Source organism: Truepera radiovictrix DSM 17093 (assembly GCF_000092425.1).
GTDB lineage: Bacteria > Deinococcota > Deinococci > Deinococcales > Trueperaceae > Truepera > Truepera radiovictrix.
Genome location: NC_014221.1, coordinates 112,841 through 139,003 on the forward strand (window position 1 = coordinate 112,841; position 26,163 = coordinate 139,003).

A 26,163-nucleotide genomic window follows, 5' to 3' on the forward strand; every position below is an offset into this window, starting at 1 on the left:
GCTAGACTGGGGAGCGTGTCTCGTCGGCAGCGCGTGCTTTCGCTCCTTCTGCTCATCGGGTGCGCCCTGTGGCTCGCCCTCGAGCTGCGCGTGGGGGCGGCGCGGGCGCTGCCCTACCCCGAGGTCGCGGCCGCGGTGCGTTCGGTGTACGAGGGGGAGCCGCTCCTGGCGGACTACCGGGCGGTCGAGGCGATGGTGCGCCGCGGCGACATCGAAGGGCTGAGCGCCTTTGTCGCGGAAGCGCCCGAGAGCTTTTTGCGCTACCGCACCCTGCTCGCGCTCGCGCGCGACGTGCGCGTGCCGATGGCGCGCCGCGCCGCGTTCTACGAGCACCTCCTCGCGGCGGGGCTTATCGAGCCTCTAGCGCGCGAGGAGGTGCGCGCGGCGTTTCTCGAGGTCGCTCGGGTCGCGGAGCTCGCCGGGCAGACCGAGCGGGCCCTGGACGCCTACACGCGCGCCCTGCCGCTGCCGGCGGCGGCGCTAGGCGTCGCGCGGCTCGAGCCGGACGCCGAGCGGCGTGCCGAGCTCTTGTTGCGCGTGGGCGCCCCCGCGGACGCGCAGCGGGCGCTGGCGCGCGCTCCCAAACCCCCGCCGCCGCTTCTGGCCGCGCGGGTCTACCGCGCGCTCGGCGAGCACGAGCGGGCGCTGGAGCAGCTCGAGCGGCTGCTGCAGGCAGAACCCACGCACCTGGAGGGGCGGACCGAGCGCGCTTGGGTACTCCTCGCGCTGGGCCGCACCGACGAGGCGGCGGCGGCCTTCGGGTCGCTGGATGAGGTCGCGCGGACGCGCGGGTTGGCCGCGCTCGCCGCCGCGCGCGGCGCGTACGCGGAGGCGGGGGAGCGCTACCGCCAGCTCGCCGAGAGAAGCGGCGAGGCGGGGGCGCTGTGGCGCGCGACCGAGATGTTGGAGCGCGCCGGGGAGCCCGAGGCGGCGCTGCCGCTCTACCTCGAGCTCGCGCAGAAGCGTTCGCCCTACCGCACCGACGCTGCGTACCGCGCGCTCGTGCTCGCCGAGCGTCTGGGCGACGCGGCCGTGGCGCAGCGCGCGGCGGCGCTGCTACCCGAAGACGCCTACTTCGGCGCGCTGCGCCACGGCCTCCCCGAGCTGCTGCCGGTCTCGCGCCTCGAGCGGGCCGCTCCGGAGGTGCTTGAGCGGGCCGCGGCGCTCGCGCGCGTGGGCGACCGCGAAGCTGCCATCGGCGAGCTGCTCGTGGCGCTCGCCGCGGCGCGCGGCAGCGAAGCGGAGACGGTCGCCCTCGCCGAGGCGCTGCAGGACCTCGGTGAGTTTCGCCGGAGCGCGCAGGCCGCGACGCGGTGGCTTGAGCGCGGCAGCCGCGACCCGCGCACCTGGCACGTGGCCTTTCCGCGGGCCTACGCACAGGTCGTCGAGCGTTACGCGGCAGCGTGGGGGGTCGAACCCGAGCTCGTCTGGGCGGTGATGCGCCAGGAGTCCGCCTTTTATCCGCGCGCGGTCTCAACTTCGCGGGCGATGGGGCTTATGCAGATCGTACCGGCGACCTGGGCGTGGCTCGCCGAGCTCTTAGACGACGCCGCCGCCGACCCCTTTAGCGTCGCCGACAACGTCCGTTTCGGCGCCTTTTACCTAGGTTCCCTCATGGACCTCTTCGGCGGCGACCTCGAGCGGGTCGTGACCGCCTACAACGGTGGGCCGGGTTACATCGGCGCGATCGCCGCGCTCGAGGCGGTGCAGCGCGACCCCGAGGCCTTTTACCGGCTGATCGACCGCCAGGAGACGCGCGACTACCTGCAGAAGGTGATGTGGGGGTATCTGGTCTACCGCGACGTGCTGGGCGACACCCGGGTAGCGGAGGTGCAGGCGGCGCGCGCCGACCCCCCGTAGGCTAAAATCCCAGAGAGAAGGTCGGCATGGCGCAACGCGACAGCCTCAAACCGCTCGAGGGGGCCTCACGCTCCCTGCGCGAACGCCTCAACCTCGCCGACGAGCTGGTGATGGCCCTGTTGCCCACCGCGACGGTGCTCACCGTGCTCGCCTTGGTCGAGGTCTTCAGCCAGCAGCGCCTGCTTTTTGCCTCGCTCGCCTCGAGCGCCTTTCTCATCTACCTCGACCCGCTCCACGGGGCAAACCGCAAACGCACGCTCGTCGGGGCGCAGCTCCTCGCGGCCAGCTTGGGCTTGGTGACCTACGTCGCCTTCGGCCCGGGCTACCTCGCGGCGGGGGGTGCGATGACGGCGACAATCCTCCTCATGGTGGTCTTAGACCTCATGCACCCCCCGGCGGTCGCGACCGCGCTGAGCTTCGCGCTGCGCGCCGAAGGGGCGAGCGACGCGCTCCTGTTTGCCCTCGCGGTGGCGATGACCGCCGCGCTCGTGGGGTTGCAGCAGTCGGCGCTCTGGTTGCTCGCGCGGGCGAAGCGGCGCGCAGCGCGGTAGCTTGATGGCGTGACAGTCGCGCTACGACCAGCGCACCTCGCGGATCGCGGCGCCCTCGTAGTAGGCGGTGCCTAGGCGCACGGCTTCGCCCCCCTGCGGCGCGCGCATGACGTCGCGCACGAGCTCCGGCAGGACGCGCGCGGTCGTCTCGATCAGGTCGCGCGCGGCGAGGTCGCGCGGCGACACCCAGTGCAGCGTCCCTTCGGTGCACTCGGGGAGGACGTCCACGGTGAGGCGCGCCGTGAAGTAGAGCAGGGCGGTCAGCGGTTCGCCGGGGCGGTTGTGCAGCAGCACGCGGCGCAGCGACAGGTCCTCTAGCGCGTCCGCCGAGAGCCCCGTCTCCTCCTGGAGCTCGCGCAGCGCGGCGCCCCGCAGGTCGCCGAGCTCACCGGGTTCGACGCGTCCGCCGAGGCCCGTCCAACGCCCCGGGGCGAAGCGTTTGTGGGGGGCGCGCTGGAGCAGCAGCCAGCGGTCGCCGCGCTGGAGGAAGAGGGCGGTGTAGAGGGCGAAGGCGTTGGGTAGGAGCATGGGTACGGGTAACGCTAGGCGAGGGGGCGTCGGGTCGACGAAGGGGGTCTCAAGAAAAAGGCTAGCGCGGGGGCGCCAGCCGTAACGCGTGTGGCTCCGGGACTAAGCCGGCACGTCCTCGAGGAGCGAGCCGCTGATGTACGCCTTGAGCTCCCGGCGGATGACCGCGTGGTCGGAGCGCAGGGCGGCCTCTTGAAGCGTCTGGACGGTGCGCTCGAGCGCCCCCTGGTCGAGGGGTGAGGGTTTGGCGACGAAGATCTTTTCGTGGGCAGTGGCGTCACCGCGCTCCTCGTCGGTCATGAGCTCTTCATAGAGCTTTTCGCCGGGGCGCACCCCGGAGAAGGCGATGGGGATGTCCACGTCGGGCTCGAACCCCGAGAGCTTGATGAGGTCGCGGGCGAGGTCGACGATCCGCACCGGCTCACCCATGTCGAGGATATAGATCTCGCCGTTTTTCCCCTGACCGGCCGCCTGCAACACGAGCTGCGACGCCTCGGGGATGGTCATAAAGTAGCGCGTCATGTCGGGGTGCGTGACCGTCACCGGACCCCCCGCGAGGATCTGCTGCTTAAACACCGGGATGACGCTGCCGCGGCTGCCCAGGACGTTGCCGAAGCGCACCGAGACAAAAGTCTGCTCGGGCGAGGCGCGCAGCGCGGCGCTCTGCACGAGCCGTTCGACCATCCGCTTGGAGGCGCCCATGACGGACGTCGGGTTGACGGCTTTGTCGGTCGAGATGTTGACGAAGTGCGTCACGCCGTACTTAAGGGCGAGCGTCACCAGGTTTTTCGAGCCGATGATGTTGTTAAACACCGCCTCTTCGGGGTTGAGCTCCATGAGCGGCACGTGCTTGTGCGCGGCGGCGTGAAAGACCACCTCGGGTTGGTAGCGCCGGAAGACGTAGTCGAGCCGGACGATGTGCTGCACGCCCGCAATGACGCTGTGGTAGGGGATGTCGGGCCAGTCGCGCTCGAGCTCGCGCTCAAGGGTGTAGATGCTGTTCTCGCCGCGCCCGAAGAGGATGAGCTCTTTGGGCCGGAAGCGGCAGATCTGCCGCACGAGCTCCGAGCCGATCGACCCGCCCGCGCCGGTAATCATCACCACGCGGTCGGTGAGGTAGCTTGAAATCGCGGCGGTGTCGAGCTCGACCGGCGGGCGGCGCAGCAGGTCTTCGATCTGCACCTCGCGGATGCGGCTGATCCCGACCTGGCCGCTGAGGAGCTCGTAGACGCCGGGGATGATGCGGTACTTGAGCCCCGCCTTGGCCCCTTCGATGCGTCCGACGATCTCGCGCACCACGCGGCCGTCCGACGAGGGGATGGCGATCAGCACCTCGTCGACGTCGTGGCTACGGACCACCTTGTTGATGTCTTGGGTGGTCCCCAAAACCGGCACCGTGGCGATGCGGTAGCCCACCTTTTTGCGGTCGTCGTCCAAAAAACCCACGGGCCGCAGCCCCATCTCCGGGTGCCGCAGCATCTCGCGGACGACCAGTGAGCCCGCCTCCCCCGCGCCGATCACCAGAACCGACTTGGCGCGGCGCGCGCTATGTTGGCCGAGCGAGGCCTCGTGCCGGTAGCGGGCAAACGCGCGCATCCCCGTCATCAAAAAGAGCGTCACCAGACCGTCGAGAAAGGCGACCGAGCGGGGGATGTCGAGGCTGGGGCCGAGCCACAAGAGGATCAAACTGCCGAGCGCGGCGGCGCCGATAACGGCCCGGACGATGTCGCCGAGCTCGCGGAAGGCGACCTTGGTCCAGCTCCGCTGATAGAGGCCGAAAAACGAGGTCGTGGCGAGTTTGAGGGCGAACAGCCCGGCGGTCGCGACGGCCATCGGGCCCAGCGTGTCGGCCGGGGGCGCCCAGTCGTAGCGGATAAAGAAGGCGATCGGCGTCGCGAGCAGCCACGACAGGGCGTCTAACGACAGTTTAAAAAGCCGGTTGAGCCGGCTCGGTTTGCCGCTCGGCGGGGGGGACTTGGGGCTCTCGGTCGCAGGTGGCATCTCAGGCATGGGATCAGGTCGCACGGCCCCTCCGGAAGGTCTCGTCCCTCTTTACCGTAAGCCGGGGTGCGTTAACAGCGCCGAGCGCTGCAGTGTGGGCATAGGTGACCGTGCCACGGGGCACGCAAAACCCCCCCGGTGCGCGGTGCAGCTCACGGTGCGGCTGGCGCGTGGGGGGCGGCGCCGCACACATGGGGCTATCATGAGAGCTTCGGCGATGAGGAACGTGACGGCGTTGGGTCATCAAGGTAGGGTTCTGCCTCTCGTGGTGGCGTTCGCGGCGAGCGCGCCAGTCAAAGGCTCGTTGTTTCGGTGCCGAGGCGGGTTGCTGCCAGCGGCCTAGGGGCACTCGGGGTGACGTGGCGTCGCCGCGTTGCCCGAGCGGTGCGCAACGTCCTCCTAGAGGCGAGCTTAGCGCATTCTGCGCGCGAGGGCTGTGACGCAACCGCGTCGGCTGCGCAGCCGACGGCAAACACCAGCCTAGTACACGAGACCACAGCGCCCTTAAGCGAAGCTTAAAGGCGCAGGCGTGCGTACCGCTCGTCGCGTGAGGGCCGCTGGCTCCCTCGAGGCGTCCGAGCGTGAACGCTGCGGCGCGTCTCACATTTGCTTTCGTTAAACTACACCCTGATGCCGGACGCCGAAACCCCGCCCCCCCGCCCCCGCCCCTTTGTCGAGGCCGACTACCCGGCGCTCGCGGCGTTGCAGCGCCGCGTCTTCCCCGAAGCGCCCCTCTCCGAAGCGGCGCTTCGTTACGAGGACGCGCGTCTGCAGGAGCCGTACCGGCGCGGCCGGTGGGTGATGGGGCAGCAGGGCGCGCTGGTCGGTTGGGGGGGGTTTTATCAGCACCCGTCGTGGTATCACCCCGACCGCTACGCGCTCGAGCTCGGCGTCGCCCCCGAAGCGCAGCGGCAGGGGATCGGGGGGGCGCTCTACGGGGCGATCATAGGGGCGCTGCAAGCGCACGGCGCGCGCGCTGGTGAGGTGCTCGAGCTGAGGACCTCGGTCAGGGGGCGCTACCCGCAGCAGCTGGCGTTTTTTACCCGGCGGGGTTTTGCGGAGCGGCAGCGGAGTTGGCTCCTCACGCTCGAGCTCGCGCGCTTTACACCGGCGCCGTGGGAACCGCTGCTGGCTGAGCTCGGCCAGCAAGGCTACGCGTTTGCCAGCGTAGAGGAGCTCGAGCGCGACGAGACGCAGCTCTACGCGCTCTACACCTTTTACCAGGAGCTCGTCGCCGACGTGCCGCGAACCCAGCCGTTTACCCCCTGGAGCTTCGAGCAGTTTCTCGCGCACCGCCGCAGCGCGCCCAACTTGCTGCCGGAGGGTTCGTTCGTCGCGCTCTACAGGGGCACCTTCGCGGCGGTGAGCGAACTCAAACGGGGCGCGACGCCCGAGCAGCTGCAAACGGGTCTCACCGCCGTGCGGCGCGCCTACCGCGGTCAGAAGCTCGCGCTCGCGTGCAAGGTGATGGCGCTGCGCTACGCGCGGGCGTGCGGCGCGGCGGTGGTGACGACGCGCAACGCGGCGAGCAACGCGGCGATGCTGAAGGTCAACCGCGCCCTCGGTTTTACCGTCGAAGACGCCGACATCGAGCTCGCTAGAACCCTCGACCCGGGCCGCGCCGACGGTTCGGGAGAGGCCTAAAGGCCATGGGCGCGCGCTTCCCGGTAGCGGGGTGGCCGTTGCGGGGACGCAAGGGGCTGCGACCCGTTAAGGTGTGGCGTACGGCTGGCGGTATGAGCGGCGGTGCGGCGTGGTATAAGCTCTTGGCGGATGGGGGGCGGGTACCCGGCTCTGCTACGCCGCCCGCGTGTGGCGCCTGCCCACGGGCGGTGTCGCGGTCAAGCGGTCAGCCGGTGGCTGCAAAGAGCGAGGGTGCCGCCGCTGGAATGGAGCATCGCAGATGAGTGAGGCGGCAAAGGGCGCCGCAGGGCTGGCGCAGCGGGTATTGGAGATGAGTGGCGCGCGCTACGAGCGCCTGAAACGGGCGCTCGACGTGACGTTCGCTGCCCTCGGTCTTCTCGTGTTGGGGCCCCTCATGGCGGTGATCGCCCTCGTCATCCGCTGGCGCATGGGCGCCCCCGTCCTCTTTCGGCAGGTGCGCCCGGGCCGCTTCGAGCGCCCCTTTACGCTCCTGAAGTTCCGCACGATGCACGACACCAGAGGCGCCGACGGCGAGCTGCTGCCCCCGCCGCAGCGCATCACCCCGCTAGGGGTGTGGCTGCGCAAGACCAGCCTCGACGAACTCCCGCAGCTTTTTAACGTCCTGCGCGGGGACATGTCGTTCGTGGGGCCGCGCCCGCTGCTCGCGAGCTACTTGCCCTACTACCGCGAGCGCGAGCGGCTGCGCCACCGCGTCCGGCCGGGGATCACCGGGCTCGCGCAGGTCAGCGGGCGCAACCGCCTCCCTTGGGATGAGCGCCTCGAGCTCGACGCGCGCTACGCCGAGACGCTCAGCCTCGCGCTGGACGCCCGCATCGTGCTCGCCACGCTCGTCAAGGTGCTGCGCCGCAGCGACGTGCTCGACATCCCGCTCGACCACGGCGGCTTTATCAAAGAGCGGGCAGCTCGAGGGGAGGGGGGATGAAACGCCAGTCAGGGGCCTCCGTACCGGACGCGAGCGGCGCCGACGTCGGACGTCCGGGGGGGGCGCAGAGCACCCTCAACATCTTGCTCACCAGCGCGGGGCGGCGCAACTACCTCGTCGAGTACTTCCAGGAGGCGCTCGGCGGCCGGGGGCGCGTGTTCGCGGCCGACGCCAAGTCGAGCGCGCCCGCGCTGCAGGAAGCCGACGGCATCCTCCTGGTGCCGCCTATTGGCCACAAGCACTACATCGACGCGCTCGTGGAGTTTTGCCAAGAGGAGCGCGTTGCCCTGTTGGTGCCGCTAAATGACCTCGAGCTCCCCCTGCTGGCGTCGGCCAAAGCGCGCTTCGAGGCAGTCGGGACCACGCTCGTGGTCTCGTCGCGCGAGGTGGTCGACCTCTGCTTTGACAAGTGGGCGGCGTACCGCTGGCTCTGCGGTGAGGGGTTTTTAACCCCTCAGACCTACCTCAGCCTCGAGGCGGCCAAAGCGGGGCTAGAGCGCGGCGAGCTCCGCTTTCCGCTGGTGTTAAAGCCGCGCTGGGGGTCGGCCTCGGTGGGGCTCGAGTTCCCCCAAGACCTCGAGGAGCTCGAGCTCGCCTTTGCCCTCGCGCGCCGGCGCCTCGCGCGCACCTCGCTGGCAGGCGAGGCGCCGGGCAACGCGCTGCTGATCCAGGCCTTTGTCGCCGGCGACGAGTACGGTTTAGACGTCGTCAACGACCTTCAGGGGGGGCACGTGACGACGTTCGTCAAGCAGAAGCTGGGGATGCGGGCGGGTGAAACCGACAGCGCCGTGACGGTCGCCGACGCGGCGCTGCAAGACCTCGGTGCGGCCTTGGGGCGGCGCTTGCAGCACCTCGGCAACCTCGACTGCGACGTGCTGGTCAACGAAACCGGGGCGTGGGTGCTCGAGCTCAACCCGCGCTTCGGCGGCGGCTACCCCTTTTCGCACGTCGCGGGCGCGAACCTGCCCGCGGCGCTGCTCGCGTGGGCAGCGGGGGAGACGCCGGAGCAGGCGTGGTTCCAGACCCAAGCGGGGGTGGCCGCGTCGAAGTATAGCCGCCTCATGCTGGTGCGCCGGACGTAGGGCGGGGGCGCAGGCTCTATGCTCGGTAAGCTGCGGCGCACCGCCCAAACCCTGCGCAGCGCTGCCCTCGCCGAAGTGGCGGGGGGGGCGGCGCTGCCGTTGCCCCAGAAGCTCGCGCTCTGGCGACGGGGCTTTAAAAGCACCTCGTACGTCCTGTTCGACCTGGCACACCACCCCCCCGAAGCGTACGTCTCGGACCTCGAGGTCGCCCGAGCGCGTCGCATCAACGGCGCTTTCGGCCGCATGCTTAAAGACAAGCTGCTCTTTGAGGCGATGCTGCGGCCCTACGCGCGGGTGCCAAAGGTGCTGGCCCTGATCGAGCGCGGGCGGCTCGTCTGGCTGCCCGAGGTGGGCGAAAGAGGCGATAAAGGGACGCTAGAGGCGCTCTTTGCACTGTCGCCTGCTGGCGTCATCGCCAAACCCGTGCGCGGCAACAAGGGGCGCGGCGTGCTCAGCTTGCAGCAGCAGGAAGGGGCGCTCCTGCTGAGCGGTCACGCGGTGACGGCGGCGCGCGCCGAGGAGGTGTTCGCGCAGCTCGACGGCTACCTCGTCGTCGAGCGCGTCGAGCAAGCGCCGTACGCCGCGCAGATCTTTCCGGGGGCGGCCAACACCGTCCGCGTCCTTAGCATGCGCGACCCCGACACCGGCGAGGTCTTTTTCCCAGCGGCGATGCACCGCTTCGGCGGGGTCCGCACCCAACCGACCGACAACTTCCAGACGGGTGGGGTAAGCGCCGCTATCGACCTCGCGACCGGACGTCTCGGGCGCGCGGTGCGCCACCCCAACGTTACGGGGGGGCGGCTCGTGTGGCTCAGCCACCACCCCGACACGGGCGCTCTCATCGAAGGGGTCGTGCTACCCCACTGGGAGGCGCTCTTGGCGACGTTGGCGCGCGTCTTGGAGGTCTACCCATTTTTGCGCTACGTCGGTTGGGACGTGCTCGTGACCCCGGAGGGGGTGTGCCTCATCGAGGGCAACCACAACGTCAACCTAGGGTTGCAGGTGCACGGGCCGCTGCTGCGCGACCCGCGCGTGCGGCGCTTTTACGAAGCGCACGGGGTGCTGAGGCGCCGTTAGGGGTGCGGCACCTCCCAGGCCGGCAGCGGGTCGGCGAACTGCGTCCAACGCGCGACGTCCTCTAGCTCCTCGTCGGTGAGGAGCGCCCAGCTGAGCCGTCGGCGGATCGCCGCTTCGTCCATGTCAACGCCGATAAAGACGAGCTGCTGCTCGCGGTCGCCCCACACCGGGTGCCACGAGGCGAGCAGCGCCTGGCGCTCGGCCTCCGGCAGCTCCCACGACGCCTCGGGCAGCGTCGCCCACCAGGTGCCGATGGGGTCTAGGGTGTAGGTCGGTCCGGCTTTGGAGAGGAGGCCGACGTAGTCCGGGCGGGTCGCCAACCAGAAGGTCCCCTTGGCGCGCAGCACCGCCTCTAGGTGCGGGTCGGCGAGCGCCGCGGCGAGCCGCTGCGGGTGAAAGGGGGCCCGCGCGCGAAAGACAAAGCTCGAGATGCCGTACGTGTCGGTTTCGGGGCGGTGTTCGCTCGCTAGCTCCTGCAACCACGCCGCGGACTGCGAGGCCGCCTCGAGGTCGAAGCGGCCGGTGTGCAGCACCGCCTCGAGGGGTACGCGGCCCCTTTCGGCGCGGTAGAGGGCGGCTCGCGGGTTGAGCGCGCGCAGCACCGCCTCGAGGCGCTCGAGCTCGGCGTCGCCCACGAGGTCGGTTTTGTTGACCACGATGACATCAGCCCACTCGACCTGGTCGGCGAGCAGCGCGGCGACGGTGCGTTCGTCGCCCTCGCCGGCGCTCTCGCCGCGCTCGGCGAGGTCGTCGTCGCAGGCGAGGTCGCGCGGAAAGGTGGCCGCGTCGACCACCGTCACCAGGGCGTCGAGCCGCGCAACTTCGGACAAGCTCGCACCGGTCGCGTCCTCAAAGACGAACGTCTGCGCGACCGGTAGCGGCTCCGAGATGCCGGTCGACTCGACGAGCAGGTAGTCGAAGCGGCCCGCGCGGGCGAGCCGGCTGACCTCGCGCAGGAGGTCGTCGCGCAGCGTGCAGCAGATGCAGCCGTTGCTGAGTTCGACGAGCGTCTCCTCGGTGCGGCTGAGCCCAGCGTCCCCGCGCGCGACGAGCTCGCGGTCGATATTCACCTCGCTCATGTCGTTGACGATGACGGCGACTTTGAGCCCTTGGCGGTTACTTAGCACGTGGTTGAGCAGCGTCGTTTTGCCCGCGCCGAGAAAGCCGGAGAGGACGGTGACGGGAAGGGGGAGCAAGGGGGCCTCCTAACGGGGAGCTGTGGGGCGGTGAGCCTAGGAATGCGGCGCCTCCGTGACCCTGTCCGGGGCGCTAGATGAAAAACAGTTATCATTTAGGCACACCAGAGGGGTTTCGTCAACCACCTCATCGAGTGCGCCGTATCCCTCTGGATTTTCGGTCCGAAAGAGCAGCGTGGGGAGAGCGTCGCCGCCCGGGGGTAGGCGCATCCATGAGACAATTTTCTCGACAAAGGCCGCGCCCGGATGGGCTCAGCCCATCCGGGCGCCGTCGGTGGCGCGCACCGTCCGGGAGTGCGCGCCCTCATGGGGCTTGTGGGGAGGGGCGCGTCGCTAGCCTTTCGGCGGGTGTCTTCGCGTTGGCTACGCCCTCACCGTAAAAGGCGCCCCCAAAGCGCCTTTAAAGCCGCGCACCTCGAGATGAAAGTGGCCGCTTTTCGTGCGGGCGGTTTCGCGCGGCCGCTACCTGGAGCCTCAGACCGCGAAGAGGTCGTCGGCGGTGATCGGTCTCGTCTTTTTCGCGTACGCCGTCGGGCGTTTGTGGAAAAAGTCCACCTGTTTGCTGCTTAAGAGCTCCTCCTCGAACCACCTCGTGGGCGCTAGGAGCGCCGGGTCGACCTCCCAGAGGGGCGCCTCACCGAGCGCCACGAGCGCGCCGTTAAAGCGCGCCTGCATAAAGGCCTCGAGCTGCGCGAGGGGCAGAAACGGCAGCGCGCCGGCTTCGCAGATCCAGCGCAAGATTGCGCGCTCGGCGCGCTCGGCGTCGACGCAGGCCGCTCTAAGGCGCGCGCTAAAGGCGGCGCCAAACCACTCCGGACGCTCGCGCCTCAGGGTCTCGACGAGCTTGTAGCCGAACATCCCGTGGATCTGCTCCTCTTTGCTGGTCGCCTCGACGATGTTGGCGACCCCCTTAAAGCGCCCCGTGGCCTGGTTGAAGGCTTTGAGGATGAGAAACTGCCCGAAGAGGCTGACGTGTTCGACAAAGGCGCTAAAGAGGGCCACGCTAAAGGCGTCGTCTCGGCCGTCTTGCCGCACGGGCACGAGGTGGGCGTCGAGCACCGCGAGGCGTTCGCCGAGCGCGGGCGCCTCGTGCAGCCGTGCAAACGCGTCGGTCAAGCCGAGCAGCTCGAGCAGGTGCGCGTAGGCATCTTGGTGGCGCACCTCCGACTCGGCGAAGGTGTAACCCACCGCGCCGACCTCGGGTTTGGGGAACTTCCGGTAGAGGTCGCCCCAAAAGGTCTTGACGGCCACCTCGACCTGGGCGATGGCGAGGAGCGCGCGCGTCAGCACCTGGCGCTCGGCCTCACGCACCCCGACGCGGTAGTCGTTCACGTCTTCGGTGAGGTTGTACTCGGTGTGCAGCCAGTACGAGTGGCGGATCGCGTCGCGGTAGGCCAAAAACTCGGGGTACTCGGCGGGTCGGAGGGTGCTGCGGCGTTCGGTGAGCATCAGGCCTCGCAAGCGGAGCAGGTCAGCAGCTCGCGGTTCAACGCCTGGGCGGCGCTGATCGCGTGCTGGTAGTAGAGGCTTTTAAGGCCGCGCGCGTGCGCCTCTAACACGAGGGCGTTGAGGTCGCGCGCGGGGGTCTCGGGGTGGATCATGAGGTTTAACGACTGCCCCTGGTCGATAAACGCTTGGCGCCCCGCCGCCTGCACGATGATGTCGCGCGGGCTGATCTCGCTAAAGGTGGCGAACACCCCCTTCTCCTCGTCGCTTAAGCAGTCGAGGTGCTGCACGCTGCCGTCGTGCGCCAAGATGCTCCGCCACACCGCAGGGGTGTCGTGGCCGCGCTCCCGCAATACCTCGCGCAGCGCGGGGTTGCGGTAGGTCACGACCGCCTTGGCGAGGTCGCGCACGTAGTAGTTCGAGCGCAGCGGTTCGACGCTCGGCGACACCCCGCCGAGGATAAAGGCGCTCGAGGTCGTCGGTGCGACCGCGAGCAAGGTGGTGTTGCGCCGCCCCGTCCCCTCGCAGAGCGCCGGTTCGCCGTAGCGGCGGGCGAGCTCGGCCGAGGCGTCGTCGGCCGCCTCGCGCAGCTCGCGGAAGATCTGGCGGTTGAGGAGCGCCGCCTGCAGGCTCCCGAAGGGGACGCGCCGCGCCTGCAAGAGGCTGTGGTAGCCGACGACGCCGACGCCCAGGGCGCGGTGGCGCACGGCGAAGCGCCGCGCCCGCTCGAAAAAGGGCAGCGAGGCGCTCTTGTCGATAAATTCCGTCATCACCGCGTCGAGGAAAAAGACGAGCAGCCTGACCGCGTCGGTCGCGCGCCACGCGTCATAGGTCGCGAGGTTCATGCTGGCTAGGTCGCAGACGAACGACTCGTCTTCGGCGACGGGGAGCATGATCTCGGTGCAGAGGTTGCTCGAGCGAACCACTAGCCCCCGGTCGCGGTAGACCTCGGGGGCGCCGCGCGTGGCGTTGTCGGTAAAGAGCACGTAGGGCAAGCCGACCTCGGTGCGCTTTTGCAGCACCTTGGCCCACACGCGGCGTTTGTCCGCGTCGCCTGCGCGCATCGCCTCGAGCCACGCGTCGCTCACCGCGACCCCGAAAAAGAGGTTTTGGATGGGGTTGCCGTCCGAGCGGATCGCCAAAAACTCCTCGACGTCGGGGTGGTCGATCGGCAAATAGGCGGCGAACGACCCGCGCCGCGTCGCCCCCTGTTTGGTGACGTCGATGAGCGTGTCAAAAAGCCGCAAAAAGTTGACCGCCCCCTCGGAAAAGCCGTTGTCGCGAATTGGCGCGCCGCGAGGCCTAAGGTCGCCGAAGTAGGCGCTCGTCCCGCCGCCATACTTGCTCATGATCCCGACCTCGGCGGCTGCCCCCAAGATCCCCGCCATGCTGTCGGGGACGTACGAGCCAAAGCAGCTGATAGGCAGGCCGCGCGAGAGGCCGAAGTTCGCCCAGATGGGCGACGAGAGCGAGTAGAAGCCGCGCGCGAGGTAGTCGAAAAAGCGCTCGGCGAAGCCGGGGAGACCGAGGAGCGCCTCGGCCCGTTCGCTGATCTGCCTGAGGCGCCCTTCGGGGCTCACGCCCGGGAGCAGGTAGCCGCGGCGCAAAAAGGCGCGGCTCTCTTCGGTGAGCCACGCAAAGCGCGGCGCGCTCACGGGGGCGCTCACGCCCCCACCCTTTGCGCCAGCGGCGGGACCGGCACCGGTTTGCCGTCGTCACCGAGCGCCACCAGGGTAAAGGCGCCGCGGCAGGCGAGCTCGCGCCCCTCGCGCTCCATCGGTTCGATCCACATCTCGACGGCGACCTCGAGCGAGGTGCGGCCGGTGCGCGCGACCTGCGCCACGAGCTCGACGATCGACCCTTCGGGGACGGGGCGCCGAAACGACAGGTCGCTCGAGTGCACGGTGACCACCCGGCGGCGGCAGTAGCGGGTGGCGCAGATAAAGGCGGCTTGGTCCATCCAGGCCATCGCCTGACCACCGAAGAGGGTGTGGTAGTGGTTGGTGTCGCTTGGAAAGACGGGGTGGACGAGCCGCGTCTCGGCGGCTCTGGTGGTTGTGGGCATAGACTCCCCCTCGCTCGGAGACGTCCGAACGTCCGGCGCGCTGACGAGCGCCGTGCACAGCTCACGTGAGCGGTCGACGGGTTGCAGCGGTTGAGATTGCAGCGGGTGGGTGTCCCAGCTGGCCGCGCGCGGCGGCGAGCGGGCGCGCAAGGGTCTAGGGTCCTGCCATCGGCCACCTCTTTCGCCTCTGACGCGGAGGCTACAGGGTTACGCCGCACCGTGGGTACTCGGGCTTCGCTTGGTGACCCAAGCGTTACCGTTGCGCGACAGCGCCGGACTCTCACCGGTCTTCCCCCAAGGCGTCCGTCGGCCGAGGGCCATGGACGACCGAGCGGTGCGGCGGCTGCTACAACTAGCAGCAGGTAAAGAGCACCCTACAACATGTGGTTGGGCTTGGCAAGCGGTCGCCCGGAGCCTCCCGGGCCGCAGCGCGCGGGACGTTTATCCCCCTAGCGCGGCGCGCGGCCTGTTAGGATACGCAGCGAGATGAGCGCCAGGGGTTGGTGGAGGTCGGGTGCGTGGACGCCGGACGTGGGGACGTCGCTCCGCCGCGGCTTCCGCGTGGGCGTGGCCGGTTACGCGCTCGCCTTTCTCGTCACCGCGCTGCTGCTCGCCCCCCTGATCGCGGACAGCTGCAGCTTCGGCCTTCACCCCCATAGCGACGCCCAAGCACACCACCTCTGCGCCACGGTTTCGGTGGCCTCAGCTGAGGCGACGGTCGACGCGCCGAAGCCTCAGCTGAGCCGCGTTGGCGTGCGCCCCAGGGGCGGCGTGCAGTACCTCGAGCGCCGCACCCCACCCCGCGCCAACGGTTCGCGCGCCCCCCCTGTCGCCTAGCGCACGCCCCTCCACAAAGACCAAACGGGAGCCGTACCGCGGCTACCCCTATGCCGGTGCCGTCGTCCGCGCACCCGCACCGCTGGCGCGGCTCACGGAGCCACGCCCCATACCCGCATCTGGCACGGGTCGACGGCGTCTACCTGCGGCGTCTTTACACCGGCGCCACCCCGGCGCGGTGAACGCGCGCCGAGACCTCGCTGCAGCGCCGCGCTCACCGCGCGCGCTACGTGCCTATGGCGAAAGGAACCCCTTGATGAACGTCTTGTCCGTTTGCCCCCCGCTTCGCGCCCTGCTCGTCGCCCTCGCCGTCCTCGCCCCGGCGCCCGCCGTCGCCGCGGGCGCTATGGGCGCTGCGGTGCCGCCCGAAGCGCGCATCGTCAGCCTGCACTTCTACGCCACCGAGGCGCTCTTGGAGCTCGGCCTGAGCGAGCAGGTCGTCGGGATCGACATCATGTCGCGCAGCTACTACGACGCTGCGCTTGACCGCAGCTTTGCAGAGCTGCCCGTCATCGGTCACTGGGCCGACCTAAGCGCCGAGAGCGTGCTCGCGCTGCAGCCGACGCTCGTCGTCGGGACCGAGCGGAGCGGCCCCGAGACGGCGGTGCGGCAGCTCCAGGGGGCGACCGAGGTGCTCCTATTGGACCCGCGCGACGACCTTGCGGGGGCGCTGGCGCGGGTCGGGCAGCTCGCGGCCCACCTCGGGCTCGAGGGGCGCGCGGCGGCGCTCGAAGCCGAGATGGCGGCGGTGCGCGCCGAGCTCGCCGCGCGCACGGCCGCGGTCGAGCCCGTCGGCGCCCTCGCGCTCGCTTCGCACGGCGGCGTCGAACGGGTCTGCGGGCGCGGGCCGCACGAGACGCTGCTCGAGCTCGCCGGCCTCACGAACCTCGCGCCGCAGGTGAGCGCCTGCGAGGAGCTGAGCCGCGAGGCGCTCGTCGGGATCGACGCCGAGGTGCTGGTGTTCTCCAACCCCGAGACCTTCGACTTTTTCGGCGGGCACGAGGGGCTGAGCGCCCACCCGGTCTTCGGTCGCACCGAGGCGGTGCGCCAGGAGCGCTACATCGTCCTGGGGAGCGCCGAGCAGGTGCTGGGCGTCGGGTTGCGCACCCCGAGCTTTGCGCTGGCGCTGCACGAGGCGGTCTACGGCCACGAGGGTCCGGTCGTGATCGAGCGCGATTTGGCGGTGGCGCCGCTATGAGGCGCTACCTAATGGGGGTCGTTTGCGCAGCGCTGGTTGCGTTGCTGGGCTCGGCGCTGGCCCAAGAGCGCATCGTCAGCCTCCACCAGAAGACGACCGACGTGCTTTTCGACCTTGGGTTGGCCGAGGCGGTCGTCGGCCGCAGCTTCCACTCGAGCCCCTTCGTCGACCCCGCGTCGGGCGTGAGCGCCGAAGACCTTCCCGACATCGGTTTCGAGTTTAACGTGAGCGCCGAGGCGGTCCTCGCGCTCTCGCCCACCCTCATCGTCGGCACCGAGGACAACGGCCCGCCGCAGGCGATAGCGCAGCTGCGGGGCGCGGGCGTGCCCGTGCTGCTGGTGAGCGCTCAGAGCGACCTGGAGGGGAGCGCCGCGCGTATCCGGGAGATCGCCGCGGCGCTGGGGGTGAGTGGGCGCGGCGAGGCGCTCCTCGAGCGGCTCGAGGCGCAGCGCCAGGCGTTGGAAGCGCGCCTCGCCGCCACCCCCGAGCGCGTCGGCGGCCTCGTGATGGTCGGCTGGTCGGGGGCGCCGCAGGCCTGCGGCGGCGATTCCGACTTTCACGCCATGTACGTTCTGGCGGGCGGCCACAACCTGTTAGAGGCGCTTAACGGCTGTCCGGAGATCAACCCCGAGGCGTTGCCCGAACTACCGGTCGATGTCCTTTTCTTCCCCGCCCTCAGCCAGTACGAAGCGGTCGGCGGCGTCGCCGGTCTGCGCGCGCGACCTGGCTTCGCCCAGCTGCGCGCGGTGCAAACGGGGCGCGCGGTGATCATGGAGAGCCCAGCTTTTCGCGGTATGGGAGCGAGTGCGCCGCGGTTTGCTCAGGCGATCCACGAAGCGCTCTATGAGCACGGCGGGGTCGTGCTGGTGACGCCAGAGGGCGCCGTAACCCCCTACGCCGAGGCGCCGTGAGCGCGCGCTACCGCACGGCGCTCGTGGGCTGCGCGCTCGCGCTCCCGCCGGCGCTGCTGCTGGCCGCGGGGCTGGGCGCCTTTTACATCCCGCCCCTTGAGATCCCGCGGGTGCTGCTCGAGCGCGGACTCGGCTACGAGGTGCTGACGCAGATCCGCCTGCCCCGCGTGCTGATGACCGCGCTTGTCGGCGCCGGGCTGGCGGTGGCGGGGGCGGTCTTGCAGGGGCTCTTTCGCAACCCGCTGGCCGAGCCGAGCTTGATCGGCGTGAGCTCGGGCGCCGCGCTGGGGGCCGCGGTGTGGATCGTGCTCCTGGGCGGGGGTTTCGGCTCCGGTCAGCCGGTGCGGGCGAGCGCGGCCTTTCAGTGGGGGTTGCCCCTCGCTGCCTTCGTCGGCGCTTGCGTGACCACGCTGCTGGTGTGGCGCGTCGCGCGAACGGGCGGGCGCACGCTGGTCGTGAGCTTGCTGCTAGCGGGGATCGCCATGAACAGCTTGGCGGGTGCGGGCATCGGCCTGATGCAGTTTTTCGCCGACGACCAGCAGCTGCGCAGCTTCGTCTTCTGGACGCTGGGCGGTTTTAACCGGGTGAGCTGGCGCGAGTTCTGGGTCGCTGCGCCCCTTATCGCGCTCGCGCTGGCGCTCCTGCTGCGCCAAGGGAGGCGCCTCAACGCGCTCGTGCTCGGCGAGTCCGAGGCCTATCTGCTGGGCGTCCAGGTCGAGCGGGTCAAACGGCGGGCGGTCGTCTTGAGCGCGCTGCTGGTCGGTGCGAGCGTCGCGGTCGCCGGGGTGATCGGTTTCGTGGGGCTGGTGGTGCCGCACATGTTCCGGCTCGTCGCTGGCCCCGACCACCGCTACTTGCTGCCCGGTGCGGCGCTCATGGGCGCGAGCTTGCTGCTCGTGGCCGACGTGCTCTGCCGCACCCTGCTGGTTCCGGCCGAGCTGCCCATCGGCATCCTCACTGCGCTCGTCGGCGGCCCCTTTTTCATCTACCTGCTCACCGTTCAGCAGCGCGAGGTGCTGCGTGCTTGAGGTGTCGGGGCTCGGTTACCGCGCCGCGGGGCGCTGGTTGGTGCGCGACGTCGCGCTGCAGGTGCCGGCGGGGGAGTTCTGCGCCATCTTGGGGCCCAACGGGGCGGGCAAAACGACCCTGCTGCGCCTGCTCTCCGGCGAGCTTACCCCCAGCCGCGGCGCGGTGCAGCTGTTGGGCAGACCGCTGAGCAGCTACGCGCCCCTGGCGCTCGCCCAGCAGCGCGCGCTGCTCAGCCAGAAGCGGCACCTCGAGTTCCCCTTCCGCGCCCTCGAGGTGGTGATGCTCGGCCGCTTGCCGCACCAGGCGCGTGGGCACGAGACGCCGCGCGACCGCGCCGTCGTCGCCGAGAGCCTGACGCGGGTCGAGGCGCAAGGGCTCTCCGAACGCGTCTACCCGAGCCTCTCCGGGGGCGAGGCGAGCCGCGTCGACCTAGCGCGCGTCTTGGCCCAAGAGCCGCAGCTGCTGCTGCTCGACGAACCGACCAATCACCTCGACCCGCGCCATCAGCTGGCGGTGTTGGCGCTGGCGCGGGAGCTCGCCGCCGGCGGTTGCGCGGTTATCGCCACCATGCACGACCTGAACCTAGCGGCGCGCTTCGCCGACCGCCTGGTGCTGATGCACCGCGGCGAGGTGGTGAGCCTCGGGAGCGCGAGCGAGGTCCTGACCGAAGACCGGTTGCGCAGCGTCTACGGCGTCGAGGCCCAGGTGACGCAGCTGCGCGGCCGCCCGCTGGTGGTCCTCGAGGGGGCGACGCCGCGCGACCCGCAACCCCATGACCCGCACGCCCTCGTCAGCGTTTAGACGCCAGAAGGAGAGACGATGATCGTTGCCATGAACCGGTTCTACCTCCACGACCCCTGGGCCGAGCGGTTGCGCCGGCGCTTTTTGGGGCTCGAGCCCTCCGACCACGCGCACGCCCCGCCAGCGGGGCTCTTGCGCAGCTGCATGCTCGTGCCCCGCTGCGGCGACCTGCCGCACGTCTCGGTGGCGCTGTGGGAGGACATGGCCGCCCTGCGCCGCTGGGTGCAGTCGGACGCCTTTAAGCGGAGCCACAGCCCCCAGAGCCCCAACCGCCTCCCCCCCGAGGCCTTTTCCCGGCGGCGCGAGCTCGAGCTCTACACCACCTCCGCCCCGCTCCCCGAGCTGAACGCCGGCGTGGTGAGCTTGTGCCGCGTGCGCCCCCAGGGGGCGCAGCCGCCGCGCAGCGCTTCAGAGCGCGGGCTCCCCCTGACCCCCATGGGCGCCGGCCAACCGTGGGTGCTCCTCGACGTGTGGCGCGACCTCAGCTGGGCGCTCGCCGCCGCCGAGCACTACGAAGGCGCGGTGGGGGAAACGGGCGAGGTGAGGCTCGAGGTCTACCCGCAGGTGCTCGTCAAACCCGCAGCGCCCTACGCGAGCGCCTCCGAAGCGTAGCGCGCAGCCTGTGGCCCATCACCCACGGGCTACGGCTAGTACCCGAGCGCTTTGTCGACCACGTGCGTGAGGGGCTCGCCGGCGCGGTAGCGCCGCAGGTTCTCGAGGAAGATCGCGAGCGCCCGCGCGTCGTAGTGCGGCGTGTCGCCCGAGGTGTGCGGCGTGATGATGACGTTCTCCAGCTCCCAGAGGGGCGAACTCTCCGGCAGCGGCTCCTCCTCGAAGACGTCCAAACCGGCGCCGGCGATCCACCCCTCTTGCAGCGCGCGCACGAGCGCCCCCTCGTCGACGAGCCCGCCGCGCCCGATGTTGACGAGGTGGGCGCTCCCCTTCATCCGCCGCAGCTCGCCCTCGGTGATGACGTGGCGCGTGTCGCGGGTTAAAGGCAGCGTCAAGACGACGGCGTCGGCCTCGGGCAAGGCCGCGTGCAGGTCGCTAAGCGCGACCATCTCGTCGACGTGCGCCACCGGTCGGTCCGGGTTGCGCCGCACCCCGACGACGCGCATCCCAAACGCTTGGGCGAGCTGCGCGGTGCGCGCGCCGATAGCGCCCGTGCCGAGGAGCAGCATCGTCTGCCCCTGAAGCTCGAAAAAGGCACCACGGTCTGTGGGCCACCGGCGCGCGGCCTGGTCGCGCAGCGCCTTGGGAAGACCGCGCGCAAAGGCGAGCAAGTACGCAAAGATGTGCTCGCTAATCGGCACCGCGTGGATGCCCGAGACGTTGGTGAGCACGAAGTCTTTCGCCACCAGCTCGGGGTGCTTGAGGAGCCAGTCCGCCCCCGCCCCCCACTGCTGAAACCAGCGCAGACGCGGGGCGCGCTTCATGAGGTCGCGGGGAAAGGAGCCAACAGCCACCTCGATGTCCTCTAGGCGCGCTGTGATCTCGGCGCGCTCGCGCGTAAAGACGACCTCTAAGCCCTCGGCCGCCCCCAGGATGGCCGCGCGCTGCTCGGGTGAGAAGCGGTCTTCGGAAAAGCCGACGAGAAGAACCCTCATGAGGCTCGAGTCTACTTTACTGTCGTTCTACTGACGCTGCTTGGGCGCTGACACACCATGAACCCTTCTTTTACTCCCTAGCCACCACGGTGTCATAAAGGCCGTAGTAGGTGAGCTCTTCGTGGCTCTCAATACCGGTGTAGCGCAGTGAGGCGTCCTCGTAGCGCCGAAAGGCGAAGACCGCCTGATTCATCTGCTCAGTGTTAAAGACCCGCAGGCGCACGAGCAGGTGGAAGTCCTCTACGGTCAGGCCGGTAACCGTTAGAAAGAGGTCGGGCTCGAGCTTGGTGATAACGTCCTGGAGCGTGTTCTCGCGGAAGTCGGTCAGGTACATAAACGCCGGGATGCGCGTGGCGAACTTGATGAGCTTCTCCTGAAGCTGTTTGCGCTTGCTCTTATACTCCTTCTCCTCGTCAGACAGCTCTTTCTTCTCCTTGGGTGTGAGCTCGCGCTCTTTGCCTTTGCTCTTCAGTTCCTTAATCTTCTCGCTCTTGTTGATGATGGTCTCTAGGATGTTGTCGCCCAAGCTGCGCCAGCCCTCGATGCGCTCGACGGCGGCCAGCGCTTCGGGATTCTCGAGGATGCGCCGCAGGGTGTCGTTATCCACATTCACTAAGAGCGCCGACTCCCACTTGCGGGCTAAGAGCGTCGCTGAGGTACCCGCCATGGCGATGTCGAGGATGCCGCCCGCGTCTATCTGCGTCATGTTCGCGCCCGCCAAACCTTCGGTGAGGCGGCGGGTGACTTCGCGCAGGAACACGCCCGACTTGGTGCAGGGGTCTAAAAAGCGCACGGCGGGGTCTGCCCAGAGGTTGGCACCGCCGTGGTCTACGGCCCACGCTTCGGCGAGCGTGTCCAGCATGCGGTTGGCGAACTCGGGCGGGGTGAAGACCTCGTCGTTGGAGAGGTTGGCGATGCACGTTAAAACGTCGGGGTTGCGGCCCCGCAACGAGAATGCCGCCTTGCCGTTCACCGCTTGCCTGCGCGCAGCTCAGCGGCAGAAATGCGCAGCAGTTTGCCATCCTTTACCACGACGATTGCCGTATCGGTCTGAATGGCCGTTTGGCGCGCCATTGCCGCCGCGCGGCGTAGAGCAGCAAGCGAGCCGCGCAAGTCCGGATCTTTCGCCAGAGAAAGCTCCTGCTGTGTCATTGGTTTTCTCCCCACTCCAGTAGGACAGGCTCCGTTCCGCTATTGTCGTATATTGCCCATTTACTTACCGCCTGCCGGTAGTGTGGCAGGTTGCGGAGGCCTGACGTGAAGCGTCGGCGGATGACGGCTTCAGGGATACTGTGCCCGCCCTGACGCACCCGCTCGGCCACGCGGGCGAGGGCGGTCTCCACATTGGGCAGCATCAGAAAGAACAGATTGACCCGGTAGCCCTGAGCGCGCCACGCTTTGATGCGCCGAAGGTAGCTCAGGCTGGCGAGCGTAGTCTCGAAGGCGAAACTTTCACCGCGCTGCGTGTGCCGTTCGATTTCTTCCAGCATGAGCCGCCCGGCCTTGATGGCCGCTGTCTCCGGTGCGAACGGCGCGAGGCCTGCCGCGATCAAATCCGCGTTGATGAAGCGCGGCAACCCAGCCTCGGCGGGCAGGAACGAACGGGCGAAGGTGGTTTTGCCCGCGCCGTTTGGCCCAGCGATGATGATGATTTTCTCCCTCGACGCACCTCCCGGCATCTCACGCGCCTTCTCTGCCCATTTCGCCCAATTCCTTGATGGTCATCGGCGGGTAGGATTTCGTCGGCTTGAAAATTTCGTGCTTGCCCAGGCTAGCGAAGAGCGAACCCTCGGCACTGAAGGTGGACGACATGGTGAGAGTGTCGAGGTGGAAGTCGCGGCGCTGATATTTGCCTCGGCCCAGGTAGCCCCACTCGGCGAAGGTGATGGCCGCACCTTCATGGGTTTGCATTTTGAGCGCGTCGCCGTGCACCAGGTTTTGCGCCAGCACATGGGACGCGGCGCGGTAGAGGTCGTCTGAAGCGTCCAGGTTCAAGTAGTCGGCGAAAATTTCTAGCAAGTTGGCGCGGCATTCGGCGATGTTGTCGGCCAAAAGCTCGATGCCGTAGACGCACATCAAGGCGAAGAGCGCGTAGTGCCGCCGCTCAAAGTCGGAGCGGCCGTACTTAAGCTCCACGGCGGCGAGCTTGCGGCGCAAGACCTCCACCAGGAAGTTGCCGCTGCCGCAGGCCGGCTCCAAAAAGCGGGCGTCGATGCGCTCGGTCTCGCCCTTCACCAGGTCGAGCATCGCCGCGACCAGCCAGGGCGGGGTGAAGACCTCCCCGTGGTCGGCGACGCGTTGTTTGGACTTGACGAGCTTCACTGGTGCACACATCGATGAAACGGCTTTCTGATGAGTGTTGTGGCAAGGCACAGGGGGCCCGCGGGTTTTTGCCGCTCTGGGACCGTTACGATCCTTGATAGGTGAGCCGGAAGAGGCGTTCCGGCTGGGCCGCGCCTGTCGACCATCTCATTCTACGGTTTCGGGTTAGAACACAGCGCTACCCCACCCCACCCGTAAAGACCGTCTTGGTCTCCATGTACTCCAAGAGCCCCTCGCTCCCCGTCTCCCGCCCGAACCCGCTCCCCTTGACCCCGCCGAAGGGCGCCTCGGGGGTCGCGGGCAGCCAGTCGTTGACGCACACCAGACCGACCTCGAGCCCCTCGCTCATGCGGACGCTCGTGTTGAGGTCGTTGGTGAGCACAAAGCCCGCTAGCCCGTACTCGCTGCGGTTGGCGAGCCCTAGCACCTCGTCGGCGTCCCTAAAGGGGATGAGCGGCATCACGGGGCCGAACACCTCCTCGGTGTGCACGGGCATGTCCGGCGTGACCTCGCTGAGCACCGTCGGCCGGTAGAAGTAGCCCTGCCCCGCCGGGCGTTCACCGCCTGTTTCCAGCTTCGCCCCCGCCGCCACGCTCCGCGCCACAAGGTCCGCGACGCGCTCCCGCTGCGTTTCGTTGATGAGCGGCCCGACCTGCGTGCTCTCGTCTAAGCCGTGACCGAGCCTGAGCGCGCCCATCAGCTCGGCGACCCGCTCGGCAAACGCGCGGTAGAGGCTCTCGTGGACGTAAAAGCGCTGCGGCGCGACGCAGACCTGGCCGCAGTTGCGCGTCTTCCAGGTCACGGCGCTCTTGGCCGCTCTCTCCACGTCGACGTCGCCGAAGACGATGACGGGGGCGTTGCCGCCGAGCTCCAACGAGAGCCGTGTGACGGTCCTGCTCGCCTGGTCCATGAGGAGCTTGCCGACCCGCGGCGAGCCGGTAAAGGCGACCTTGCGGACGCGTGGGTCGGCCATCATCACCTCGGCGACCGCCGCCGGGTCGCCATTTACGACGTTGATGACGCCGTCGGGCGCGCCGCCCGCTTGGAGCGCCCGGGCGAGCAGCATGGCGCTGCGGGGGGTGTACTCGGAGGGCCGCCCGACCACCGTGCAACCGGCGGCGAGGGCGGCGGCCCACGTGCGCACGAGGTTGTAGACGGGGAAGTTCCAGGCGGTGATGGTGCCGATGACGCCCATCGGCTGGTGCAAGACGGTGATGCGGCGGCCCGGCGCGCGCGCCGGGATCACGCGGCCGTAGGCGCGCACCCCCTCGCCCGCGAACCACTCGAGGTACCCGCAGGCGCTCGTCCACTCGGCTTTGGCCTCGGCGAGCGGTTTGCCCGACTCCTCGGTCGAGACGCGCGCGAGCGCCGCCACGCGGGGGCGGATCCAGGCGGCCGCGCGGTTTAAGACCTCGGCGCGCTCGTAAGGCGTCCGCTTCGCCCACGCCGGAAAGGCGGCGGCCGCCGCGTCCACCGCCGCCTCGGCGTCCTCGCGGCCGCCGAAGGGCACCCTCGCGATCAGCCCTTCGGTCGCCGGGTCGATCAGCTCCCAGGTGCCGCCCCCGGCGGCGTCCACCCACGCCCCGCCGATGAGCTGTTTAAAGACAAAGCCCTGCTCCGTCTCCGCGTTCATCCCCGCGTTCAGGGTGTTAGTCACCGCTCACCACCTCCTGGGGCTCTTTGGGCGCGAACGCCGCGGCGAACGCCTCGCGCAGCACCGCCATCCCTTCGTCCAGCTCGTCGTCGGAGAGGTTTAAGGGGGGCAGAAAGCGCAGGCAGTTGCTGTAGAGACCGGCGCGCAGCACGATGAGGCCGCGCTTTAGCGCTTCGGCCGTCACGCGCTGCACCGCGTCGGGGTCGGGGGAGCCGTCCTCGCGGACGAGCTCGAGCGCCAGCATCGGCCCGAGGCCGCGCACGTCGCCGATGGCGTCAAACGCGCGCTGCAACCCCTCGAGGTGCCCCCGCAGCCGCTCGCCCACCTCGCGCGCGCGCCGCAAAAACGCCTCGTCGCGAATCATCGCCACGGCCTCCAAGGCGGCGACGCACGCGAGCGGGTTGCCGCTATAGGTGCCGCCCAACCCGCCGGGGTGCGGCGCGTCCATCACCTCCGCGCGCCCCACCACGGCCGAGAGCGGCATCCCCGCCGCGAGCGACTTGGCGACCGTGACGAGGTCGGGTTCGACGCCGTAGTGCTCCACGGCGAAGAGCTTGCCGGTGCGCCCCATCCCGCACTGGATCTCGTCGGCGACGAGCAGCATCCCGTGCTCCGTGCAGAGCTCGCGCAGGCGGCGCAAAAAGGGCGCGGGGACGGGGAGAAAGCCGCCCTCGCCCTGTACCGGTTCGATGACCACCGCCGCGACCGCGCTCGGGTCGACGTGCGCGACGAAGGCGCGCTCGAGCCCGCGGATCGCCTCCTCGACAAAGGCCGCCTCGCTCATCCCCGGGGGGCGGCGGAAGAGGTTGGGAAACGGCAGCCGGTAGACCTCCGGTGCAAAGGGGCCGAAGCCCTTTTTAAAGAGCCCGTACTTGCTCGTCATGGCGAGCGTCAGGTTCGTGCGCCCGTGATACGCCCCCTCGAAGACGACCACGGCGGCCCGGCCGGTGTGCGCGCGGGCGACTTTGACCGCCGTCTCGACCGCTTCGGCGCCGCTATTTAAGAGCACCGCTTTTTTGGGGCCGCTTACGGGGGCGATCTCGCACAGCAGTTCGGCGAGCGCGACGTAGGGTTCGTAGGTGCCGACGATGGCGCACAGGTGTACGAGCTTTTCGGCTTGCGCTTTAAGCGCCCCGACGACCCCCGCTGGCGTGTGCCCGACCGCTAACGTCCCGATGCCGCCGGCAAAGTCCAAAAGCGTGTTGCCGTCGACGTCGGTCACGGCGGCGCCGTGGGCGTGCGCGACGGCCACTGGCGTCAGCTTGGCGGCCCCGCGCGCGGTCGCGGCTTCGCGGCGGCGCGTGAGCTCCAAGCTCTTCGGCCCCGGCAGTTCGGTGATGAGACGGATGGTTCCCATAAGCCTCCCTGATGGTGCGCCGGTCGCGCTGCTGAGTCTGCCGCCGGTGCGCGC

The 26,163-nt window shown here is 69.3% G+C and carries 24 protein-coding genes and 1 pseudogene; 12 read left to right on the forward strand and 13 right to left on the reverse strand.

The window, feature by feature from the left end; all coding sequences use genetic code 11:
• Positions 1-15 precede the first annotated feature (15 nt).
• Both TRAD_RS14915 and TRAD_RS00515 read left to right on the forward strand, forming a co-directional pair.
• Positions 16-1,860, forward strand: coding sequence for a lytic transglycosylase domain-containing protein (locus tag TRAD_RS14915; RefSeq protein ID WP_148221142.1), 1,845 nt, complete (start codon positions 16-18; stop codon positions 1,858-1,860).
• Positions 1,861-1,886: 26 nt separating this feature from the next.
• Positions 1,887-2,411, forward strand: coding sequence for an HPP family protein (locus TRAD_RS00515; protein ID WP_013176620.1), 525 nt, complete (start codon positions 1,887-1,889; stop codon positions 2,409-2,411).
• A 21-nt stretch (positions 2,412-2,432) separates the two neighbouring features.
• Here TRAD_RS00515 and TRAD_RS00520 read toward each other — a convergent pair whose 3' ends face one another.
• Positions 2,433-2,939, reverse strand: a complete 507-nt coding sequence (locus tag TRAD_RS00520) for an NUDIX hydrolase (RefSeq protein WP_013176621.1) — start codon at positions 2,937-2,939, stop codon at positions 2,433-2,435.
• Positions 2,940-3,041: 102 nt separating this feature from the next.
• A complete protein-coding gene (locus tag TRAD_RS00525) occupies positions 3,042-4,940 on the reverse strand; it encodes a polysaccharide biosynthesis protein (RefSeq protein WP_148221143.1) in 1,899 nt (632 codons plus the stop codon).
• A gap of 630 nt (positions 4,941-5,570) precedes the next feature.
• On the opposite strand from TRAD_RS00525, the gene TRAD_RS00530 reads away from it, so the two are divergent.
• The 4 genes from TRAD_RS00530 to TRAD_RS00545 all read left to right on the forward strand — a co-directional run bounded on the left by TRAD_RS00530 (position 5,571) and on the right by TRAD_RS00545 (position 9,686).
• The gene (locus tag TRAD_RS00530; RefSeq protein ID WP_013176623.1) at positions 5,571-6,584 is read left to right on the forward strand and encodes a GNAT family N-acetyltransferase; all 1,014 of its coding nucleotides are present in this window, start codon (positions 5,571-5,573) and stop codon (positions 6,582-6,584) included.
• 259 nt (positions 6,585-6,843) lie between these two features.
• Complete coding sequence (locus TRAD_RS00535) at positions 6,844-7,527, forward strand: sugar transferase (RefSeq protein WP_013176624.1); 684 nt, start codon at positions 6,844-6,846, stop codon at positions 7,525-7,527.
• Positions 7,524-8,609 (forward strand): ATP-grasp domain-containing protein, encoded by a 1,086-nt coding sequence (locus tag TRAD_RS00540; protein WP_013176625.1) that lies wholly within the window; start codon positions 7,524-7,526, stop codon positions 8,607-8,609. Before TRAD_RS00535 ends, TRAD_RS00540 begins: the two co-directional genes overlap by 4 nt.
• Before the next feature lie 18 nt (positions 8,610-8,627).
• Complete coding sequence (locus TRAD_RS00545; protein WP_013176626.1) at positions 8,628-9,686, forward strand: sugar-transfer associated ATP-grasp domain-containing protein; 1,059 nt, start codon at positions 8,628-8,630, stop codon at positions 9,684-9,686.
• Here the strand turns inward: TRAD_RS00545 and TRAD_RS00550 are convergent.
• The 4 genes from TRAD_RS00550 to TRAD_RS00565 all read right to left on the reverse strand — a co-directional run bounded on the left by TRAD_RS00550 (position 9,683) and on the right by TRAD_RS00565 (position 14,393).
• Complete coding sequence (locus TRAD_RS00550; protein WP_013176627.1) at positions 9,683-10,882, reverse strand: GTP-binding protein; 1,200 nt, start codon at positions 10,880-10,882, stop codon at positions 9,683-9,685. The genes TRAD_RS00545 and TRAD_RS00550 overlap by 4 nt on opposite strands.
• Positions 10,883-11,356: 474 nt before the next feature.
• Positions 11,357-12,331, reverse strand: coding sequence for a ribonucleotide-diphosphate reductase subunit beta (locus TRAD_RS00555; protein WP_013176628.1), 975 nt, complete (start codon positions 12,329-12,331; stop codon positions 11,357-11,359).
• On the reverse strand, positions 12,331-13,995 hold the full coding sequence (locus TRAD_RS00560; protein ID WP_013176629.1) for a ribonucleoside-diphosphate reductase subunit alpha: 1,665 nt from the start codon (positions 13,993-13,995) through the stop codon (positions 12,331-12,333). The genes TRAD_RS00555 and TRAD_RS00560 overlap by 1 nt, the downstream gene beginning before the upstream one ends.
• Positions 13,992-14,393, reverse strand: a complete 402-nt coding sequence (locus TRAD_RS00565; protein WP_041947076.1) for an acyl-CoA thioesterase — start codon at positions 14,391-14,393, stop codon at positions 13,992-13,994. Before TRAD_RS00565 ends, TRAD_RS00560 begins: the two co-directional genes overlap by 4 nt.
• A 486-nt stretch (positions 14,394-14,879) precedes the next feature.
• Between TRAD_RS00565 and TRAD_RS00570 the strand changes: the two genes are divergently transcribed.
• The 6 genes from TRAD_RS00570 (at position 14,880) to TRAD_RS00595 (ending at position 19,781) form a co-directional block, all read left to right on the forward strand.
• Entirely contained in the window at positions 14,880-15,230 is a 351-nt protein-coding gene (locus TRAD_RS00570) for a hypothetical protein (protein WP_013176631.1), read from the forward strand.
• A 256-nt stretch (positions 15,231-15,486) separates the two neighbouring features.
• Positions 15,487-16,428 carry a heme/hemin ABC transporter substrate-binding protein gene (locus tag TRAD_RS00575; protein WP_013176632.1) on the forward strand — a complete coding sequence of 314 codons (942 nt, stop codon included), beginning with the start codon at positions 15,487-15,489 and terminating at the stop codon, positions 16,426-16,428.
• Positions 16,429-16,439: 11 nt separating this feature from the next.
• A complete protein-coding gene (locus TRAD_RS00580) occupies positions 16,440-17,339 on the forward strand; it encodes a heme/hemin ABC transporter substrate-binding protein (protein WP_013176633.1) in 900 nt (299 codons plus the stop codon).
• Positions 17,336-18,367, forward strand: coding sequence for a FecCD family ABC transporter permease (locus TRAD_RS00585; protein ID WP_013176634.1), 1,032 nt, complete (start codon positions 17,336-17,338; stop codon positions 18,365-18,367). The genes TRAD_RS00580 and TRAD_RS00585 overlap by 4 nt, the downstream gene beginning before the upstream one ends.
• A complete protein-coding gene (locus TRAD_RS00590) occupies positions 18,360-19,169 on the forward strand; it encodes a heme ABC transporter ATP-binding protein (protein ID WP_013176635.1) in 810 nt (269 codons plus the stop codon). The genes TRAD_RS00585 and TRAD_RS00590 overlap by 8 nt, the downstream gene beginning before the upstream one ends.
• A gap of 18 nt (positions 19,170-19,187) precedes the next feature.
• Positions 19,188-19,781: an antibiotic biosynthesis monooxygenase family protein gene (locus TRAD_RS00595; RefSeq protein ID WP_013176636.1), complete on the forward strand. Its 594-nt coding sequence runs from the start codon at positions 19,188-19,190 to the stop codon at positions 19,779-19,781.
• 35 nt (positions 19,782-19,816) lie between these two features.
• On the opposite strand, the gene TRAD_RS00600 is transcribed toward TRAD_RS00595, so the two are convergent.
• The 7 genes and pseudogenes from TRAD_RS00600 to gabT all read right to left on the reverse strand — a co-directional run bounded on the left by TRAD_RS00600 (position 19,817) and on the right by gabT (position 26,109).
• On the reverse strand, positions 19,817-20,776 hold the full coding sequence (locus TRAD_RS00600; RefSeq protein WP_013176637.1) for a D-2-hydroxyacid dehydrogenase: 960 nt from the start codon (positions 20,774-20,776) through the stop codon (positions 19,817-19,819).
• A gap of 70 nt (positions 20,777-20,846) precedes the next feature.
• A pseudogene (locus TRAD_RS00605) lies at positions 20,847-21,491 on the reverse strand (restriction endonuclease); the annotation flags it as partial.
• Between the two features lie 254 nt (positions 21,492-21,745).
• On the reverse strand, positions 21,746-21,928 hold the full coding sequence (locus TRAD_RS15545) for a hypothetical protein (RefSeq protein WP_013176639.1): 183 nt from the start codon (positions 21,926-21,928) through the stop codon (positions 21,746-21,748).
• Positions 21,925-22,455, reverse strand: coding sequence for an ATPase (locus TRAD_RS00610; protein WP_013176640.1), 531 nt, complete (start codon positions 22,453-22,455; stop codon positions 21,925-21,927). The genes TRAD_RS15545 and TRAD_RS00610 overlap by 4 nt, the downstream gene beginning before the upstream one ends.
• A 1-nt stretch (position 22,456) precedes the next feature.
• Positions 22,457-23,098 (reverse strand): DNA methyltransferase, encoded by a 642-nt coding sequence (locus tag TRAD_RS00615; protein WP_041947078.1) that lies wholly within the window; start codon positions 23,096-23,098, stop codon positions 22,457-22,459.
• A gap of 178 nt (positions 23,099-23,276) precedes the next feature.
• Entirely contained in the window at positions 23,277-24,755 is a 1,479-nt protein-coding gene (locus tag TRAD_RS00620) for an NAD-dependent succinate-semialdehyde dehydrogenase (RefSeq protein ID WP_013176642.1), read from the reverse strand.
• Positions 24,748-26,109, reverse strand: a complete 1,362-nt coding sequence (gabT, locus tag TRAD_RS00625; RefSeq protein ID WP_013176643.1) for a 4-aminobutyrate--2-oxoglutarate transaminase — start codon at positions 26,107-26,109, stop codon at positions 24,748-24,750. Before gabT ends, TRAD_RS00620 begins: the two co-directional genes overlap by 8 nt.
• Positions 26,110-26,163: the final 54 nt, after the last annotated feature.

Excerpts from the sequence above, each read along its gene's own strand:
- TRAD_RS00515 (WP_013176620.1), top strand. The coding sequence starts at position 1,887 with ATGGCGCAACGCGACAGCCTCAAACCGCTCGAGGGGGCCTCACGCTCC.
- TRAD_RS00520 (WP_013176621.1), bottom strand. The coding sequence starts at position 2,939 with ATGCTCCTACCCAACGCCTTCGCCCTCTACACCGCCCTCTTCCTCCAG.
- TRAD_RS00525 (WP_148221143.1), bottom strand. The coding sequence starts at position 4,940 with ATGCCACCTGCGACCGAGAGCCCCAAGTCCCCCCCGCCGAGCGGCAAA.
- TRAD_RS00530 (WP_013176623.1), top strand. The coding sequence starts at position 5,571 with ATGCCGGACGCCGAAACCCCGCCCCCCCGCCCCCGCCCCTTTGTCGAG.
- TRAD_RS00535 (WP_013176624.1), top strand. The coding sequence starts at position 6,844 with ATGAGTGAGGCGGCAAAGGGCGCCGCAGGGCTGGCGCAGCGGGTATTG.
- TRAD_RS00540 (WP_013176625.1), top strand. The coding sequence starts at position 7,524 with ATGAAACGCCAGTCAGGGGCCTCCGTACCGGACGCGAGCGGCGCCGAC.
- TRAD_RS00545 (WP_013176626.1), top strand. The coding sequence starts at position 8,628 with ATGCTCGGTAAGCTGCGGCGCACCGCCCAAACCCTGCGCAGCGCTGCC.
- TRAD_RS00555 (WP_013176628.1), bottom strand. The coding sequence starts at position 12,331 with ATGCTCACCGAACGCCGCAGCACCCTCCGACCCGCCGAGTACCCCGAG.
- TRAD_RS00565 (WP_041947076.1), bottom strand. The coding sequence starts at position 14,393 with ATGCCCACAACCACCAGAGCCGCCGAGACGCGGCTCGTCCACCCCGTC.
- TRAD_RS00570 (WP_013176631.1), top strand. The coding sequence starts at position 14,880 with ATGAGCGCCAGGGGTTGGTGGAGGTCGGGTGCGTGGACGCCGGACGTG.
- TRAD_RS00575 (WP_013176632.1), top strand. The coding sequence starts at position 15,487 with ATGAACGTCTTGTCCGTTTGCCCCCCGCTTCGCGCCCTGCTCGTCGCC.
- TRAD_RS00580 (WP_013176633.1), top strand. The coding sequence starts at position 16,440 with ATGGGGGTCGTTTGCGCAGCGCTGGTTGCGTTGCTGGGCTCGGCGCTG.
- TRAD_RS00595 (WP_013176636.1), top strand. The coding sequence starts at position 19,188 with ATGATCGTTGCCATGAACCGGTTCTACCTCCACGACCCCTGGGCCGAG.
- TRAD_RS00600 (WP_013176637.1), bottom strand. The coding sequence starts at position 20,776 with ATGAGGGTTCTTCTCGTCGGCTTTTCCGAAGACCGCTTCTCACCCGAG.
- TRAD_RS15545 (WP_013176639.1), bottom strand. The coding sequence starts at position 21,928 with ATGACACAGCAGGAGCTTTCTCTGGCGAAAGATCCGGACTTGCGCGGC.
- TRAD_RS00610 (WP_013176640.1), bottom strand. The coding sequence starts at position 22,455 with ATGCCGGGAGGTGCGTCGAGGGAGAAAATCATCATCATCGCTGGGCCA.
- gabT (WP_013176643.1), bottom strand. The coding sequence starts at position 26,109 with ATGGGAACCATCCGTCTCATCACCGAACTGCCGGGGCCGAAGAGCTTG.